This is a genomic window from Mannheimia haemolytica (assembly GCA_900638155.1).
GTDB lineage: Bacteria > Pseudomonadota > Gammaproteobacteria > Enterobacterales > Pasteurellaceae > Mannheimia > Mannheimia glucosida.
Genome location: LR134495.1, coordinates 2,207,250 through 2,222,608 on the forward strand (window position 1 = coordinate 2,207,250; position 15,359 = coordinate 2,222,608).

General features: G+C 41.3%; 16 protein-coding genes. 8 read left to right on the top strand and 8 right to left on the bottom strand.

The features are described from left to right. Positions 1 to 56: 56 nt before the first annotated feature. Both kdsB and trxB read right to left on the bottom strand, forming a co-directional pair. Positions 57 to 812, bottom strand: coding sequence for a 3-deoxy-manno-octulosonate cytidylyltransferase (gene kdsB / locus EL242_RS10805; RefSeq protein WP_126302587.1), 756 nt, complete (start codon positions 810 to 812; stop codon positions 57 to 59). Between the two features lie 9 nt (positions 813 to 821). Beyond that, complete coding sequence (gene trxB / locus EL242_RS10810; RefSeq protein WP_126302588.1) at positions 822 to 1,775, bottom strand: thioredoxin-disulfide reductase; 954 nt, start codon at positions 1,773 to 1,775, stop codon at positions 822 to 824. Positions 1,776 to 1,941: 166 nt separating this feature from the next. Here trxB and dhaK point away from each other — a divergent pair, with 166 nt between their 5' ends. Genes dhaK through dhaM form a run of 3 tightly spaced genes read left to right on the top strand, consistent with a single transcriptional unit; the run spans position 1,942 to position 4,076 of the window. Continuing rightward, positions 1,942 to 3,012: a dihydroxyacetone kinase subunit DhaK gene (gene dhaK, locus EL242_RS10815; RefSeq protein WP_126302589.1), complete on the top strand. Its 1,071-nt coding sequence runs from the start codon at positions 1,942 to 1,944 to the stop codon at positions 3,010 to 3,012. 20 nt (positions 3,013 to 3,032) lie between these two features. Then, the gene (gene dhaL / locus EL242_RS10820; RefSeq protein WP_126302590.1) at positions 3,033 to 3,659 is read left to right on the top strand and encodes a dihydroxyacetone kinase subunit DhaL; all 627 of its coding nucleotides are present in this window, start codon (positions 3,033 to 3,035) and stop codon (positions 3,657 to 3,659) included. 9 nt (positions 3,660 to 3,668) lie between these two features. Continuing rightward, the gene (gene dhaM, locus EL242_RS10825) at positions 3,669 to 4,076 is read left to right on the top strand and encodes a dihydroxyacetone kinase phosphoryl donor subunit DhaM (RefSeq protein ID WP_006252179.1); all 408 of its coding nucleotides are present in this window, start codon (positions 3,669 to 3,671) and stop codon (positions 4,074 to 4,076) included. A gap of 39 nt (positions 4,077 to 4,115) precedes the next feature. Here the strand turns inward: dhaM and EL242_RS10830 are convergent, their stop codons facing one another. Both EL242_RS10830 and glpE read right to left on the bottom strand, forming a co-directional pair. Continuing rightward, a complete protein-coding gene (locus EL242_RS10830) occupies positions 4,116 to 4,961 on the bottom strand; it encodes a co-chaperone YbbN (protein ID WP_126302591.1) in 846 nt (281 codons plus the stop codon). A 43-nt stretch (positions 4,962 to 5,004) separates the two neighbouring features. After that, complete coding sequence (glpE, locus tag EL242_RS10835; protein WP_126302592.1) at positions 5,005 to 5,331, bottom strand: thiosulfate sulfurtransferase GlpE; 327 nt, start codon at positions 5,329 to 5,331, stop codon at positions 5,005 to 5,007. A 150-nt stretch (positions 5,332 to 5,481) separates the two neighbouring features. Here glpE and exbB point away from each other — a divergent pair, with 150 nt between their 5' ends. Genes exbB through EL242_RS10850 form a run of 3 tightly spaced genes read left to right on the top strand, consistent with a single transcriptional unit; the run spans position 5,482 to position 7,341 of the window. Beyond that, a complete protein-coding gene (gene exbB / locus EL242_RS10840) occupies positions 5,482 to 5,940 on the top strand; it encodes a TonB-system energizer ExbB (protein ID WP_126302593.1) in 459 nt (152 codons plus the stop codon). A 36-nt stretch (positions 5,941 to 5,976) separates the two neighbouring features. Beyond that, on the top strand, positions 5,977 to 6,414 hold the full coding sequence (gene exbD, locus EL242_RS10845; RefSeq protein WP_126302594.1) for a TonB system transport protein ExbD: 438 nt from the start codon (positions 5,977 to 5,979) through the stop codon (positions 6,412 to 6,414). A 15-nt stretch (positions 6,415 to 6,429) separates the two neighbouring features. Beyond that, positions 6,430 to 7,341, top strand: a complete 912-nt coding sequence (locus EL242_RS10850) for a TonB family protein (RefSeq protein ID WP_126302595.1) — start codon at positions 6,430 to 6,432, stop codon at positions 7,339 to 7,341. A gap of 69 nt (positions 7,342 to 7,410) precedes the next feature. On the opposite strand, the gene cysZ is transcribed toward EL242_RS10850, so the two are convergent. Continuing rightward, positions 7,411 to 8,292, bottom strand: coding sequence for a sulfate transporter CysZ (gene cysZ / locus EL242_RS10855; RefSeq protein WP_126302596.1), 882 nt, complete (start codon positions 8,290 to 8,292; stop codon positions 7,411 to 7,413). A 111-nt stretch (positions 8,293 to 8,403) separates the two neighbouring features. Here cysZ and zipA point away from each other — a divergent pair, with 111 nt between their 5' ends. Continuing rightward, positions 8,404 to 9,306 (top strand): cell division protein ZipA, encoded by a 903-nt coding sequence (zipA, locus tag EL242_RS10860; RefSeq protein ID WP_126302597.1) that lies wholly within the window; start codon positions 8,404 to 8,406, stop codon positions 9,304 to 9,306. A 64-nt stretch (positions 9,307 to 9,370) separates the two neighbouring features. Further along, on the top strand, positions 9,371 to 11,428 hold the full coding sequence (ligA, locus tag EL242_RS10865; RefSeq protein WP_126302598.1) for an NAD-dependent DNA ligase LigA: 2,058 nt from the start codon (positions 9,371 to 9,373) through the stop codon (positions 11,426 to 11,428). Between the two features lie 62 nt (positions 11,429 to 11,490). Here ligA and EL242_RS10870 read toward each other — a convergent pair whose 3' ends face one another. From EL242_RS10870 to fabB, 3 genes are all read right to left on the bottom strand, one after another. After that, positions 11,491 to 12,759 carry an NRAMP family divalent metal transporter gene (locus tag EL242_RS10870; protein WP_126302599.1) on the bottom strand — a complete coding sequence of 423 codons (1,269 nt, stop codon included), beginning with the start codon at positions 12,757 to 12,759 and terminating at the stop codon, positions 11,491 to 11,493. 318 nt (positions 12,760 to 13,077) lie between these two features. After that, positions 13,078 to 13,968: a DUF4189 domain-containing protein gene (locus tag EL242_RS10875; protein ID WP_232019673.1), complete on the bottom strand. Its 891-nt coding sequence runs from the start codon at positions 13,966 to 13,968 to the stop codon at positions 13,078 to 13,080. Between the two features lie 54 nt (positions 13,969 to 14,022). Next, positions 14,023 to 15,240 carry a beta-ketoacyl-ACP synthase I gene (gene fabB / locus EL242_RS10880; protein WP_006247997.1) on the bottom strand — a complete coding sequence of 406 codons (1,218 nt, stop codon included), beginning with the start codon at positions 15,238 to 15,240 and terminating at the stop codon, positions 14,023 to 14,025. Positions 15,241 to 15,359: the final 119 nt, after the last annotated feature.

Below are 15,359 nucleotides of genomic sequence, written 5' to 3' on the forward strand. Positions count from 1 at the left end.
ACAATTTTGCGAAAATTTTGCAAAAAAACAGCAAACTTCGACCGCTTGTAATCACTTTAACGAGCTAAAATAGCTCGCACTCTTTCCAAATCTTCCGGCGTATCCACCCCCACTTGCGGGGCTTCTTTCGCCAGTTCGATATGAATTTTTTCACCGTGCCATAAGGCTCTTAATTGCTCAAGAGACTCAAGTTGTTCTAATTGTGTCGGCTGCCACGCCACATATTGCTTCACAAAGCCGGCTCGATAAGCGTAAATGCCGATATGGCGTAAATAACCTTGAGCAGCAACAAAACTGTCATCACAATCTGGGAAACTGTCTCTGGCAAACGGAATGCTGGCTCGGGAAAAATAGAGTGCCATTCCGTTTTTGTCTGCCACCACTTTCACCGCATTCGGGTTAAATAGCTCTTCTCGGGTCACTAATTTCACCCCAAGTGTTGCCATATTGACTTGATAAGTGTCTAAATTGCGAGCTACTTGAGCAACAATTACCGGTGGAGTCAGCGGTTCATCACCCTGAATATTCACAATAATTTCGCTGTCGGCAATCTGCATTTTTTCGATCACTTCCGCCAAACGCTCAGTGCCAGAATTGTGTTTCTCCGAAGTCATACACACTTCTGCCCCAAAAGATTGAGCGAGGGCTTCAATTTCAGGGTGATCAGTAGCGATAATCACACGGCTTGCTCCGGCAAGTTGAGCTTTTTCCCAAACGTGTTGAATCATCGGTTTGCCTGCAATATCCAACAATGGCTTGCGAGGCAAACGGCTAGAAGCGTAACGAGCAGGAATAATTACAGTGAATTTCATAAGCTATCCTTATGCTTCTTGAGCATCTAAGAAACGTTCTGCATCAAGGGCTGCCATACAACCTGTGCCGGCAGAAGTAATCGCTTGGCGATAGTTGTGATCCATTACATCACCTGCGGCAAATACACCTTCTACAGAAGTAGCGGTAGCATTGCCTTCCAAACCTGATTTTACTTTAATGTAGCCGTTTTCAAGTTCTAATTGCCCTTCAAACATTGCCGTATTCGGTGCGTGACCAATCGCCACAAAGAAACCATCAACCTTAATTTCTTCGCTCAATTCTTCTTTGGTTGATGTTAAACGTAAGCCGGTAACGCCCATATTATCGCCTAGTACCTCATCAACAGTACGGTCGGTATGTAGAATAATTTTGCCTTCTTCAATACGTTTTTGCAGACGACCAAGCAAGATTTTTTCAGCGCGGAAGCTGTCACGGCGGTGAATTAAATGCACTTCGCTTGCTAAATTTGCCAAATAAAGGGCTTCTTCCACGGCAGTATTTCCGCCGCCAACCACAGCAACCGGTTTATTGCGATAGAAGAAGCCATCACAAGTTGTACAAGCCGACACGCCTTTGCCTTTGAAATGCTCTTCAGAAGGCAAACCTAAGTATTTCGCCGAAGCACCGGTGGCAATAATTAACGCATCACAGGTGAAGGTGTGTAAATCCCCTTTTAGCGTGAATGGGCGTTTAGATAAATCCACGGAATGAATATGATCAAACACAATCTCGGTTTCAAATTTTTCAGCGTGTTTGAGCATTTTATTCATTAGCTCGGTGCCGGTAATTTGCTCAAATTCCCCCGGCCAGTTCTCGATTTCATCGGTTGTGGTGAGCTGCCCACCTTGTTGCATACCGGTGACTAAAACCGGGTTTAAATTGGCACGGGCGGCATACACCGCTGCGGTATAACCGGCAGGCCCTGAGCCTAAAATTAAAAGTTTGGTGTGTTTAGTGGTCATAATGAATCCTCTGAATAAATATTACTGCTTATTTTAGCCTAAATTTCAGTTCAACTCTATTTTCGTTTTCGCTCATCTTTTTTCGATTTTGTGACAAAGTTAACAGAAATCCGGCAAGTTTTCTTGTAAATTGTGACAGTTTAATTCATTTAAAAGGGGCAAAAAGATGAAAAAATTAATTAATTCAATAGAAACCGTCTTAGATGAGCAACTTTCCGGTTTTGTGAAAGCACATTCTGATTTAACACTTAACACAGAACCTGTCTATATTTACCGCACGCCTCCAAGTAATCAACCTAAAGTAGCCCTTATTTCCGGTGGTGGGAGCGGACACGAGCCAATGCACGCCGGTTTTATCGGTAAAGGAATGTTAGACGGAGCTTGCCCCGGAGCAATCTTTACATCTCCAACGCCGGATCAAATGTTTGAATGCGGTTTAGCGGTTGATCGTGGCGAGGGCGTGTTGCTCATCATTAAAAACTATACCGGCGATGTGCTGAATTTTGAAACGGCTACCGAGCTACTTGCAGATAGCGGTGTAAAAGTCGCAACCGTATTGGTTGATGATGATGTGGCAGTAAAAGACAGCTTATATACTGCCGGTCGCCGTGGTGTTGCAAATACGGTATTGATTGAAAAGCTATTAGGTGCTGCAGCGGATAAAGGCTATAGCTTATCCGAATTAGCCAAATTAGGGCATCAGTTAAACAATAACGGGCATTCTATCGGAATTGCCTTATCTGCTTGTACTGTGCCGGCTGCCGGTAAGCCATCATTTACTTTAGCTGAAAATGAGATGGAATTTGGGGTAGGTATTCACGGAGAACCGGGCATTGAACGTCGCCCTTTTGAAAATCTGGATAGTACCGTGAAACAAATGTTTGAGACCTTAATTGCTCACGGCGATTATCAACGTAAAATTCGCCATTGGAATACACAAACCCAACAATGGAATGAAATCGAAGAAAGCAAAGTGGCATTGAAAAAAGGTGATCGTGTCATTGCTTTAGTTAATAACTTAGGAGCAGTGCCACTCTCAGAACTTTACGCAGTCTATGATGCATTGGAAAAAGAGTGCCAAACTTTCGGCTTAAACATTGAACGCTGCCTTGTAGGATCATATTGTACCTCGCTGGATATGCAAGGTATCTCTATCACATTACTGAAAGTTGATGAGGATATTCTCAAACTATGGGATGCTCCGGTAAATACACCGGCAATGCGTTGGGGTGAGTAATTAGATTGAAAGGATAAGTTATGACAATATCAAAACAACAGATCTTAAAATGGCTTGAAAATTGCCAACAGGTAATGACTGAAAAACGGGATTATTTAACCGAATTGGATACCGTTATTGGCGATGGCGATCACGGTTTAAATATGCAGCGTGGATTTAGTAAAGCACTTGAAAAAGCCCATACCGTGCAAGATAAAGATATCGGCACCCTGCTTAAAACCGTTGGAATGACATTATTATCGCAAGTAGGGGGAGCGAGCGGCCCTCTCTATGGTTCATTTTTTATTAAAGCGGCTCAAGGTGCTACAGGCAAAGAGCAACTGAGCTTTAACGAGTTACTGGCACTTCTACAGCAAGGAGCAGAAGCTATCGTACAACGTGGACACGCACAAGTTGGCGATAAAACGATGTGTGATTTATGGCTGCCATTACTCGAAGACTTAGCTCAAGCCGATAGCACTCAACCAATTGCTCAAATCTTATTACAAGCGGTCGAAAAAGCAGAAAATTTTGCAAATCAAACCGCTCCATTAATGGCGAAAAAAGGGCGTGCCAGTTACTTGGGGGAACGTAGTATCGGGCATACCGATCCGGGAGCAACGTCCAGCTACTATATTTTTAAAGCCTTAGCTGAAGCATTACAGTAGGAGGGGTAAATGGTTAATTTAGTGATTGTTTCACATAGTGCTAAACTGGCGGAAGGCGTGGGGGAAATTTTGGCTCAAATGGCACAGGGGGGCTGTAAAATCGCCCTTGCCGGCGGCATTGAGGATACCTCAAATCCTATCGGCACTGATGCGGTAAAAATAATGCAAGCGATTGAATCGGTATTTAGCCCAGACGGTGTGATTGTGTTTGTCGATTTAGGCAGTGCAATTTTAAGTACCCAAACCGCCATAGATTTACTGGAGCCGGAACTTGCCGAAAAAGTGATCATTAGCTACGCTCCTTTAGTTGAAGGTGCTTTTGCTGCTGTAGTTGCAGCCTCTGCCGGCGATAGTTTAGAAGCGGTATTAAATGAAGCGAACGAAGCCGCTGCTCTTAAGCAGGAACAAGCCAATTAGTAAAAATGCCGTATCGAAAAATACGGCATTTTAGTTTTATTAGTACAATAGTGAATAAAGCTGTCTTCTAAATTTCGGCACAATCGGGTCTGTACCCAGTGCAGATAAGATTGCCAGAAATTGGCTTTTTACCTCGCCGTTCGCTACATTTAAATCCGATTTTAACCAATCAAACAGTAACGTGAGTGCTTCTTCATTTTTATGAGCTTGGTGTAGCTGATTCGCTAGCTTAATTGCAATTTCAGGGGTTTTGCTGTTCGCATAATCCACTTGAAGTTGCTGTAATTCCGGCGATTCACTCGCTTGTTCCAATAATTCGATTTGAGCTTGTAAACCGTGCCATCGGCTGTCTCTGTCTTGAATCGGAATTGCTTTAAGGATTTCACGAGCCTCTTCCACGCTTTTCATTGCAATGTAAGTTTCGGCATAGAGCAAAGCGAAATCGCTGTTTTTCTTATCCGTCATTTCCCACGCTGATTTCAGCAGCGGTAAGGCTTCGGTATAACGTTGATCTTGCAATAACTCCAATGCTTGTTGGAATTTCAGATCTTCCTCTTTCGGTAAAATATTTGCCAGACGAATCCGCAATTCCTGCTCACTCACCACACCTTGAATCGCATCAATCGGCTGACCGCCGGCAAACAAATAAAGCGTTGGAATTTGCTGAATGCGAAATTGGGCAGCCAATGCTTGTTGCTCATCACAATTTACCGTCGCCAATAAAAATTGGTTAGGGTTTTCATCCGAAATACGACGTAGTAAGGCATCCATTTCCAATGAAGCCACTTCTCTTGGCGAAATAAAATGAAACACCGTCGGCACTTGTGCCGCTGCTGCCCATACTTCACTAAAATTCTGCTCGTTTACATTTACAAAGTAGTCCATACAAAACCTTCTTAAGCTAAAAATTACTTTTTATATTGTAGCATTAATAAGAAGTTTCAATAGGTAGCCCGTTTCTCTCCCACGCTTCAAAACCACCTTTTACACTATAAACATTTTCAAACCCTTGTTCGATTAAAAATTGCGCGGTACTTTGGCTACTGACACCGTGATAGCAAATCACAACCACAGGTTCGTCATAATCGACCTCATCTAAAAACTTACCATAACTCTGGTTGGTTAAATGAAACGCATCCTGTGGGTGGCTGTAAACATAACGGCGGGCATCACGTACATCAGCAAGTACTGCACCTTCATTTTCCATTAATTCCCAAGCCTGTTGCGGGCTAATTTCTTTAAATGTAGTTTCCATAATCACTTTCCCTCAAAAAACGTGCAACTATACCATAAAATTCTAAAAAGAATGGCTATTATTCCAAGTTGAAAATTTGATGTTTGTCAGATATAATTGCGAACTATTTTCAAATGCACTGATTTAAAACTGCCACAGTTTGAGGATTTTATGGAGCAATTATTTCAATTTTTAGAACATTATACTGACTTTGTTATATTAGGATTACTAGGCTTATTAAGCGTAATCTGCCTTTGGAAAGCTATTGAACGTATTATGTTTTATTCCAAAGTAGATATTTCAAAATACGATACCCTCGAAGAATTAGAAATCGATTTAACCCACAATTTAACTACCATTTCGACTATCGGCTCTAATGCCCCTTATATCGGCTTATTAGGAACCGTTGTCGGTATTCTTTTAACTTTCTATCATTTAGGTCAATCAGGTGGTGATATTGATGCAGCCTCTATTATGGTAAACCTTTCTTTAGCTCTAAAAGCCACTGCTGTCGGTATCTTAGTGGCAATTATTGCAATGGTTTTCTACAATGGTTTTGGTCGTAAAGTGGAAGAAAACAAACTGAAATGGTTGGCATTACAATCAAAAAAGCCTCATCAAGCGGTGTGATTTAGTCCATTTTTTGCAAATTAATAAGGCAGAACAATGAAAAAATTCGATGAAATCAACATCATTCCATTTATTGATATTATGTTGGTATTACTGGCTATCGTGTTAGTTACCGCCTCTTTCATTTCTCAGGGCAAAATCCAAGTAAATGTACCGAAAGCAAGTACAACACAGCCAATGAAAGTAGACGATTTAGCGAAGCTTTTAACCATTACCGAAAATAATGAGTTTTTCTTTAATGATCAAGCAATAACTAAAGAGCAATTAATTGCTGAAGTTGCCACTTGGGATAAAAGCCAAAAAGTGTCACTCAAAGTTGATGGTGCAGTCGCCTTCGAAAAATTTGTGGAATTAACCGATATCCTTTCTGCAAATGAAATTAAAAATGTGGCAATCATTACTAAAAAAGAAACTGCTCCAGCACCTTCAAGCACACCTGATAGCCCTGCACAAGTGCCAGCAGTCGCACCTTAAATAGGGTAAACAGGTATGAAAAAAAAACATTCTCGTATCGGCTTAGTGGCATCTTTGGCTATTCACACTGCCTTAATTGGTGGCACTTTTGCTTGGTTACATAACCACAAAGTGGAAAAAATTGCCGAGCAAAACTCTCTTTCTATGGAAATGGTGGCAGCATTATTAGAGCAACCTCAGGTTGCTGTTGCTCCGGATCCCATTACCGAAGAGGTCAAAGAAATCGAACCGGAGAAGGCAGAAGTACCACCTGAACCTAAGCTTACTCCGGAGCCAACTCCAGAGTCGGAGGCAATTCCAGATCCTACGCTAAAGCCGAAAAAGGAAAAACCGAAAGAAGAAAAGCGTAAAGAGCGACACCACCATAAACATAATCATCGTCACAAAGAGAAAAGGGAAGAGCTACAAGAGCAAGAAAAGCCGAAAGATAAGCCTAAAGAGCGCCCTAAACATCATCACAAGCATATTAAAGCATTAGAGCGCGGGCCAGAGATAAAACAAGGTATTGTCGCCAAAGCGATTCCAAATGCGGCTGAAGGTGAAAAAGTGGTTGCTGGTGTGGTTGGAGGGCAAAAAAACGGTTCGCCAAATTCAACTTCAACTACAGGCTCTACAAATGGCGGAGCAAGTGGTGGTAACGCCAGTGAACTTGCTGCTTATAAAGTCGCATTACAGCGAGCATTACAGCGTAAGGCGAATAACTCTTACCCTCAGCGTGAAAAAATGATGCGGAAAACCGGTACAGTTACGATTAAATTTACCGTTACATCGTCCGGTTCAATTACAAATGTATCCGTACTCAATTCATCGGGAAATAGTAATTTAGATAACGCTGCGGTACGCAGTGCAGAAGGTTTGAGTATGCCTCCGCCACCGGCAGGCTTCCCTCCTACGGTAACAGTACCGGTAAGATTTGCCCTTGAATAAGAACCTGCCCTCAAAAGCAATTTACTTTTGAGGGCTTTTTATTGCAAAAAATTGACTAAAAATGACCGCTTACTGCTTGCGAATATCGCTATTTCTCACATTCGGACTCACTTCACCCGTACGAGTTTCTGTGCTTAACGAGGTAGAATTTACTTTCGTAAAAGTATAATCCGCTTTGCTAAATTCACCTGTTTGATTATTTAAGAAAAAATTGCGGTACTCTTTTACCCATAATGCCGTTGCACCACAAACTGCCACAGGCATAACTACTAAATTCACAAATGGAATCATCGTGAATAGGCTCACCAAAGCACCAAAGGTAAAATTTAAAGTGCGAGACTGCGACAACGCATTTCGCATACGCTGAAAACTGATTTTATGGTTATCAAACGGATAGTCACAATATTGAATGGCAATCAACCAAGCACCGAAGATAAAAGTCAACACAGGTACTACGGTTTGTCCAACCACAGGCAAAAAGCCCAACACAAAAAGAGCAATCAGCCTTGGAATGCTATACATCATTTTTTGCCATTCTCGTTTCAGCATTCGAGGCACATCTTTTAACATTGCACCGAATGACATATCGCCCAAAGGCTCGCCGGTAAGTTGCAGTTCGACTTTTTCTGCTAATAACGCATTAAAGGGAGCAGCAACAAAGTTAGCCAAGGTAGTAAAAGCAAAATAAAATCCCACTAATATCATCAAAAAAATTAGTGGAATCAGTACAAAGCTAAGCCATTCCAGCCAGCTTGGCAGTAACATATCCAACAAGCCACCGATATTGGCAAAAAATCCCCAAATCAGCCCTACCATCAGCACGGTATTAATAAGAATTGGGAAAATCACAAAAGGCAAAAATTGACGTTGTAACAATAACCGCCAGCCATATATAAAATAATGAAAGCCTAATCCGACTTGATTTTGCGGCTCAGAAAAAACTGAAGACATAATGATTCCTTATTTTCTATCAAAATTAATCAGAAATATGGTAAGCTACGCACATTATTTTCGCAAATATGAAAATACATTTTTTATTGATTATTTGATAAAGAGGACACAATGGAACTGCATATTATTTTTTTTATTCTTGCCGGGCTACTGATTGCTGTACTAATTGGATTTAGCCTTTGGTCCGCTCGTCGTGAAAAATCAAATATTTTTTCAAATACATTCTCGACTAGACCTATTGCTGTACCACCACAGAATAATAAAATGAGCAATAGCATCCCAACCTCATTACAGCCACAAAATGAGGATTATCAAGCAATGTCTGTGCCGGAAGAAAATCCGCAACAGATACAACAGGAAGTTGAAAGCTCGCTGCAAAATATCAAAATCAGTTTGCCGGGCGGAAATCCTCAGCAACAGCCTGAGCAAATTCAGCCGATACAATCGGTAGCAGAACCAACGGTTAGCACTTACGGCCAGAAAATTTCTAATCAGCAACATATCCAATACAATACGCCGGATTTTGCAAACCCAATGGTGAACACAGCGGTGGAAGAAACACCTCAAGCAGTAGTTATCGAACCTCAAGAAACCCAATCGGCAGCGGAAGAAAATCCATTTGTAACCCTCTATCTTTACGCACCACAAAATGAAGCTTTCCGCGGTGATTTTGTAGTACATTATTTAGAAGAAGTTGGCTTACGTTTTGGCGAACACCAAATTTTCCACCGCCATCAACATATTGATGATTCATTAAGTCCGATTATTTTCAGTGCAGCAAATTTAATGAACCCAGGAACCTTTGATTTAAATAATATCTCAAACTTTGCGACAGCTGGTTTAGTGCTATTTATGCAACTTCCAACCGAAGGCAATGATGTGGCTAATATGAAGTTGTTAATCAGTAACGCTGAACACTTAGCAGCATCGTTAGGAGGATTCTTATATGACGATAACCAACAGCCTTTTGGCGAAGAATCCCGCCAACGTTATATGCAACGTGTAATGCACTAATTGCAAAAAAATTGATAAATCCGACCGCTTGTACAAGCGGTCTTTTTTGTAGAGAATTTTACCAATGTCTTTATTTAACCAAGCCTCTTTATTTGAAGAGAATGCTACGCCCGAGTTAGTCGAGAAAATCGAAGCCCTTCGCCAAACATTACGTCAATACGAGTATGAATATCACGTTTTAGATAACCCAAGCGTACCTGATGCCGAATACGACCGTTTAATAAACGAGTTGAAAAATCTGGAATGGCAGCACCCAGAACTGATTACCGCTGACTCGCCAACTCAACGGGTTGGAGCAAAACCGCTGGCAGGCTTTGCCCAAGTCACCCACGAAATGCCTATGCTTTCGTTGGATAATGCCTTCTCTGATGAAGACTTAGACGGCTTTTTACGCCGAATGGAAAGCTATATCACCGCCTCTCCCTCGCAACTGGAATTTTGTTGCGAGCCTAAATTAGACGGCTTGGCAGTGAGCATTTTATACGAAAACGGCATACTCACCCGAGCCGCAACCCGTGGCGATGGCACAACCGGCGAAGAGATTACCGCCAATATCCGCACCATTCGCAATGTTCCGTTAAAGCTCAATACTGCCAATCCACCGGCTCGGTTAGAGGTGCGTGGTGAAGTCTTTATGCCACAATCAGGCTTTAATGAACTGAATGAGAAAGCCTTAGCCAAAGGCGAAAAAACCTTTGCCAACCCTCGTAATGCCGCAGCAGGTTCACTTCGCCAGTTAGATCCGAAAATCACCCGCCAGCGTCCGTTAGTGCTGAATGCTTACGGCATTGGAGTATATGAAAGCGATGACGAACTGCCCGCCACCCATTTCGAGCGTTTGCAATGGCTGAAATCGCTAGGCATTCCCGTGAATAATGAAATCCGCTTGGCTCAAGGTAAGCCCGCACTACTTGCGTATTACGCCGAGATTCAGGCTAAACGCCCAACATTAGGCTATGATATTGACGGCACAGTGTTGAAAGTCAATGACATTGCCCTACAAGAGCAACTCGGGTTTATCTCTCGCTCCCCTCGTTGGGCGATTGCGTATAAATTTCCGGCTCAAGAAGAAATGACTATTTTGAAAGAAGTGGATTTCCAAGTAGGACGTACCGGGGCAATCACACCTGTGGCGAAATTAGAGCCTGTTTTTGTCGCAGGCGTAACGGTAAGTAACGCAACGCTACACAACGGTGATGAAATCGAGCGACTTGGCATTGTGATTGGCGATACAGTAATTATTCGCCGAGCCGGCGATGTGATCCCACAAATTACCGGCGTGGTGTTAGAACGCCGACCTGAAAATGCAAAAAAAATTGAATTTCCAACCGCTTGTCCTATCTGTCACTCCGCCGTTATTCGGGTAGAAGGCGAGGCAGTAGCACGCTGTACCGGTGGTTTATTCTGCGAGGCTCAACGTAAAGAAGCCTTGAAACATTTCGTCTCACGCAAAGCGATGGATATTGACGGTGTAGGCGAAAAATTAATTGAACAGCTGATGGCTCGTGAGTTAATTAAAACTCCTGCCGATCTGTTCAAGCTCGATCACACAACTTTAATGCAATTAGAACGAATGGGGGAAAAATCCGCCCAAAATGCGTTAAACAGCATCGAAAAAGCGAAAAATACTACCCTTCCTCGCTTTTTATTCTCATTAGGCATTCGAGAAGTAGGTGAAGCAACCGCTCTCAACCTGGCGAACCACTTTGGTAGCTTAGAGGCAATTCGCCAAGCCACTTTTGAGCAATTAAAAGAGGTGCAAGATGTGGGCGAAGTGGTAGCGAACCGTATTGTTAGCTTCTGGCAAGAATCGCATAACGTGGAAGTGGTGGAAGATTTGATCGCTCAAGGCGTACGCTGGGAAAACGTTGTGAAAGCCGAAATCGCAGATAACCCGTTAAAAGATAAAAATGTGGTCTTAACCGGCACCCTAACCCAACTTACCCGTGATGAAGCCAAAGCCCTATTACAAAGTTTGGGCTGTAAAGTCTCCGGCTCGGTTTCCAGCAAAACCGATTACTTAATCGCCGGCGAAAAAGCCGGTTCCAAGCTGGCAAAAGCTCAAGAGTTGGGAATTCAGATTTTAAGCGAGCAACAATTTATTGAGCTTACTCAACATTAACAAACAAAGGGGCAGATGATTGAAATCTGCCCCTTATTCTATCTATTGAATGCTTAAAAGCATTAACCAATCAATTTAAACTGCTGAGCTAAAAACAGTAACGTAAAGCTAGTTAAGTAAATTAAGCCGATAACTGCCAACCAAAATAACCAGCCTTTTGCACGATGCTCACCTTTTAGCACTAAAGAGAAATTTAACCACGCAAAAACAGGGGTAGAAACAAATGATGAAATCATTGCAAATTGTAACATTTTCGCCACATCACTCATAAATTGGCTAATAATTAAAATGCCGATGAGTGCAGTTACCGTCATCCAAATACTTAACTCTGTTTGTGAATGTTGCTTACGCCCGCTAATTAAACGTAACGCTTCTGCATTCGCTCGTGAATATCCATCAATAACAGTGATCGTTGTGCCGAACATACACATAAATGCAATAAATGCGATTAAAAGCTTAGACCAGTCGCCAATCGCAAAAGCATACATTTTAATTAATTGAGCAATATAGGCAACACCGGCTTGTTCTACTTTTTCACCTGAACCGTACTGTACTAACGCACCCAATGCTAAAAAGACAATCGCCAAAATTGCCGTGCCGATATAGCCCACATTAAAATCAAAAATACCGTCCTCATAATTCACTTTGCTTAAACGTTTTTTCGCAATAACCCACATTGAGTTAATAGCAGAAATTTCGATTGGTGCTGGCATCCAGCCCATTAATGCAACGATGAACGCAAGTGCTGCTAAATTCCACGGCGAAGGCTCTACGAAATCTGGAGCAATTTCAACGCCACCTTTTAAAGCAGCAATGATCACGGCAGATACCGTAGAGATGGTTAAAGCAATCATAATCCATTTAGATAATGTATCTAAGAATTTATATTGCCCTAGAAGTAAAATACCCCAAGTGACCACAATCACAATAGTTCCTGCCATTGGAATGCTTAAATCTAACGGAATACCTAAAGCAGAAAAAATAAATTTTAGAATCGCTGCTGAAACAATCGCCACCGCAGCTGTGTTAATCATTGCAGCAAAAACGTTAAGGATAAAGAAAATAATAAGATAAAACTTTCCTTTTTCTTTGTAGCCTTCCAATAAAGTTTTACCGCTAGCTAAGGTATATTGCACACCAAAGCGGAAAAACGGATATTTAAATAAATTGGCTAACAGAATAATAATCGCCAGCTGCCAGCCATAAATCGCACCAGATTGTGTAGAGGCAATAATATGCGAACCACCCACTGCCGCAGATGCCATCAAAATCCCCGGCCCCATTGCAGCAAATTTACTTTTCCATGTTGAATGTTCTGCTTGTTGTGTCATATTGATCCTTTTAATCATTAAAATATATAAAACTTAAAAAAGGATTTCATTCTACTCATAAAATAAATTGAAAAATAGAGCCTTTTATCTTATGTCTAAAAGTGCTTATTTTTTTATTCTACCCATCACAATGAACTTCCTATATTCATCAAAATAAACCAATAAAAAACAGAACTTAAAACTATAAAAACTAAAATAAAAAGATAAAAATAAATTTTAATTTATTCGACACAACAGAAGGGATAGTATTTAATTGGTAGAAATTTTCCGCTTGAAGGCAATAAAAAAGTGCGTTTCCGCACTTTTTACTAAAATGATTTAATTACTCAACCAATGCTCACCGTTGCCATTAGCTGGTGGATTAATCGGTTGGTTATTATTCTTACCTGGAATAATAATTTGAGGTTGATCGTACATACATTTGTTGTTCGACAATATATCACAGGGAATAGCACATACAGCAGGGGCAGAAAGGCGACAACTTGAACCACCTTTTTGATTACAATTCTCTAATGCATTTTCTTCAGCAAGACTACTAACGATACTATACCCAAAATCATCGAAGCCTTGACCATCTTTATAACCTTGTGCAAAAGCAAGACACATATTACTAAACGAGAAGATCATTTGGCAATTACGACCACCGTTCTTTTCACACTGTTTAAACGCATCTTGCTTCGCATTTTCTAAATTTTTAGACGGATTATCAGTCACCCACATCATATTTTGTTCAGGTGACATATAAATTGATGACCATAAACGAGGCTGTGTTTTACGCTTTGCTAAGTCCTCTTTACTAGCAATAGTTACTGCTTCTTTATATTCACCACATTTAAACTCTTTTTCGACATCACCAAAACCACTCATTTCACGAACAGAGGTGATTTTATTATCAGCATCAGCAAAAAGATATGTCCAAGTCGATCCACCTGTATAAACCTTATCTGTTGTCATAAATATAGTGGTTGCATTACGACCAACTTCATAAGTTTGCAAATCATACAAAGCTAGTTGATAACCATAAACATAGCTTAATTCATTATCTTTTACGCATTGAACCGCTGTATCAGGTAAACGTTTACGTGCAAAAAATTCAGATACATCTTTACCACGCCAATAAACACTATCTAGTGGCTTAATCATTGTAGAACAAGCGGTCAAAAATAATGACGAAATAACAAATAGCAAAGAGCTTATTTTGAAATTCATAATAATTACCTTTAAAAGAAAAAAGAGCAAGCTTTCACTTACTCTTTTTTTATATTACTTAGAATAGCGTTGGAACACTAAACACGCATTCGTACCACCAAAGCCGAAGCTGTTAGACATCACGGTAGTTAATGCTTTGTCTTGACGTTCGGTTACAATATTCATACCTTGAGCTTGCTCATCAAGGGTTTCAATATTAATGCTTGGTGCAATAAAATTGTTATCTAACATTAATAATGAGTAAATTGCCTCGTGCGCACCTGCTGCACCTAATGAGTGTCCGGTCATTGATTTGGTTGATGAAATTGCCGGCGTTTTATCACCAAAAACATTACGAATTGCACCTAACTCTTTCACATCACCTACCGGTGTGGAAGTACCGTGTACGTTGATGTATTCAATTTCGCCATTTACCGTTGCCATCGCTTGTCTCATACAGCGCTCTGCACCTTCACCACTTGGCGCTACCATATCGTAACCGTCTGAGGTTGCACCATAGCCCACAATTTCAGCATAGATTTTTGCACCACGAGCAAGAGCGTGTTCTAACTCTTCCACCACAACCACTGCACCACCACCGGCAATCACAAAACCATCACGATTAGCATCATAAGCACGGCTAGCTTTTGTTGGTGTTTCATTATATTTAGTTGAAACAGCACCCATTGCATCAAACTCGGTTGCACATTCCCAAGAAAGTTCTTCTGCACCACCTGCAAACACCACATCTTGTTTACCTAATTGGATTAACTCCATCGCGTGTCCGATACAGTGAGCAGAAGTCGCACAAGCTGAACTGATTGAATAGTTTACGCCACGAATTTTATAAGGTGTTGCCAAGCATGCTGACACACTTGATGCCATTGTTTTGGTTACTGCGTAAGGCCCAACGGCTTTCACACCACGTGGACCACGTACGGCATCACAAGCTACAAGTTGACTGTGCGCCGAGCCTGTACCAGCTCCGATCACCAAACCGGTACGATCGTTTGAAACTTGTTCCTCGGTTAAGCCTGAGTCTTCGATCGCCTCTTTCATTGAAAGATAAGCGTAAGCCGCAGCATCTCCCATAAAACGATAGATTTTACGGTCAATTAACTCAGCCGGATTTAATTTAATCGTACCTGCCACTTGGCTACGCATACCCACTTCAGCAAACTCAGGCACAAATTCAATGCCTGATTTACCTGCTTTTAGTGATTCCAACACTTCTTCTTTGTTGTTACCGATACTGGAAATTACACCTAATCCTGTAATAACGACTCTTTTCATTTTGTTTCCTTCATCATTTTGATCTGAAAAATACTTGATTCAGCTTACACTTGTTCACTCAAATAAGCTACTAAAACTTGATTATTTTACACAATTTCATTACTGGTCTGAACTCTTTC

Excerpts from the sequence above, each read along its gene's own strand:
- dhaM (WP_006252179.1), top strand. The coding sequence starts at position 3,669 with ATGGTTAATTTAGTGATTGTTTCACATAGTGCTAAACTGGCGGAAGGC.
- EL242_RS10850 (WP_126302595.1), top strand. The coding sequence starts at position 6,430 with ATGAAAAAAAAACATTCTCGTATCGGCTTAGTGGCATCTTTGGCTATT.
- trxB (WP_126302588.1), bottom strand. The coding sequence starts at position 1,775 with ATGACCACTAAACACACCAAACTTTTAATTTTAGGCTCAGGGCCTGCC.
- dhaL (WP_126302590.1), top strand. The coding sequence starts at position 3,033 with ATGACAATATCAAAACAACAGATCTTAAAATGGCTTGAAAATTGCCAA.
- dhaK (WP_126302589.1), top strand. The coding sequence starts at position 1,942 with ATGAAAAAATTAATTAATTCAATAGAAACCGTCTTAGATGAGCAACTT.
- cysZ (WP_126302596.1), bottom strand. The coding sequence starts at position 8,292 with ATGTCTTCAGTTTTTTCTGAGCCGCAAAATCAAGTCGGATTAGGCTTT.
- EL242_RS10870 (WP_126302599.1), bottom strand. The coding sequence starts at position 12,759 with ATGACACAACAAGCAGAACATTCAACATGGAAAAGTAAATTTGCTGCA.
- exbB (WP_126302593.1), top strand. The coding sequence starts at position 5,482 with ATGGAGCAATTATTTCAATTTTTAGAACATTATACTGACTTTGTTATA.
- kdsB (WP_126302587.1), bottom strand. The coding sequence starts at position 812 with ATGAAATTCACTGTAATTATTCCTGCTCGTTACGCTTCTAGCCGTTTG.
- fabB (WP_006247997.1), bottom strand. The coding sequence starts at position 15,240 with ATGAAAAGAGTCGTTATTACAGGATTAGGTGTAATTTCCAGTATCGGT.
- glpE (WP_126302592.1), bottom strand. The coding sequence starts at position 5,331 with ATGGAAACTACATTTAAAGAAATTAGCCCGCAACAGGCTTGGGAATTA.
- EL242_RS10875 (WP_232019673.1), bottom strand. The coding sequence starts at position 13,968 with ATGAATTTCAAAATAAGCTCTTTGCTATTTGTTATTTCGTCATTATTT.
- ligA (WP_126302598.1), top strand. The coding sequence starts at position 9,371 with ATGTCTTTATTTAACCAAGCCTCTTTATTTGAAGAGAATGCTACGCCC.
- EL242_RS10830 (WP_126302591.1), bottom strand. The coding sequence starts at position 4,961 with ATGGACTACTTTGTAAATGTAAACGAGCAGAATTTTAGTGAAGTATGG.
- zipA (WP_126302597.1), top strand. The coding sequence starts at position 8,404 with ATGGAACTGCATATTATTTTTTTTATTCTTGCCGGGCTACTGATTGCT.
- exbD (WP_126302594.1), top strand. The coding sequence starts at position 5,977 with ATGAAAAAATTCGATGAAATCAACATCATTCCATTTATTGATATTATG.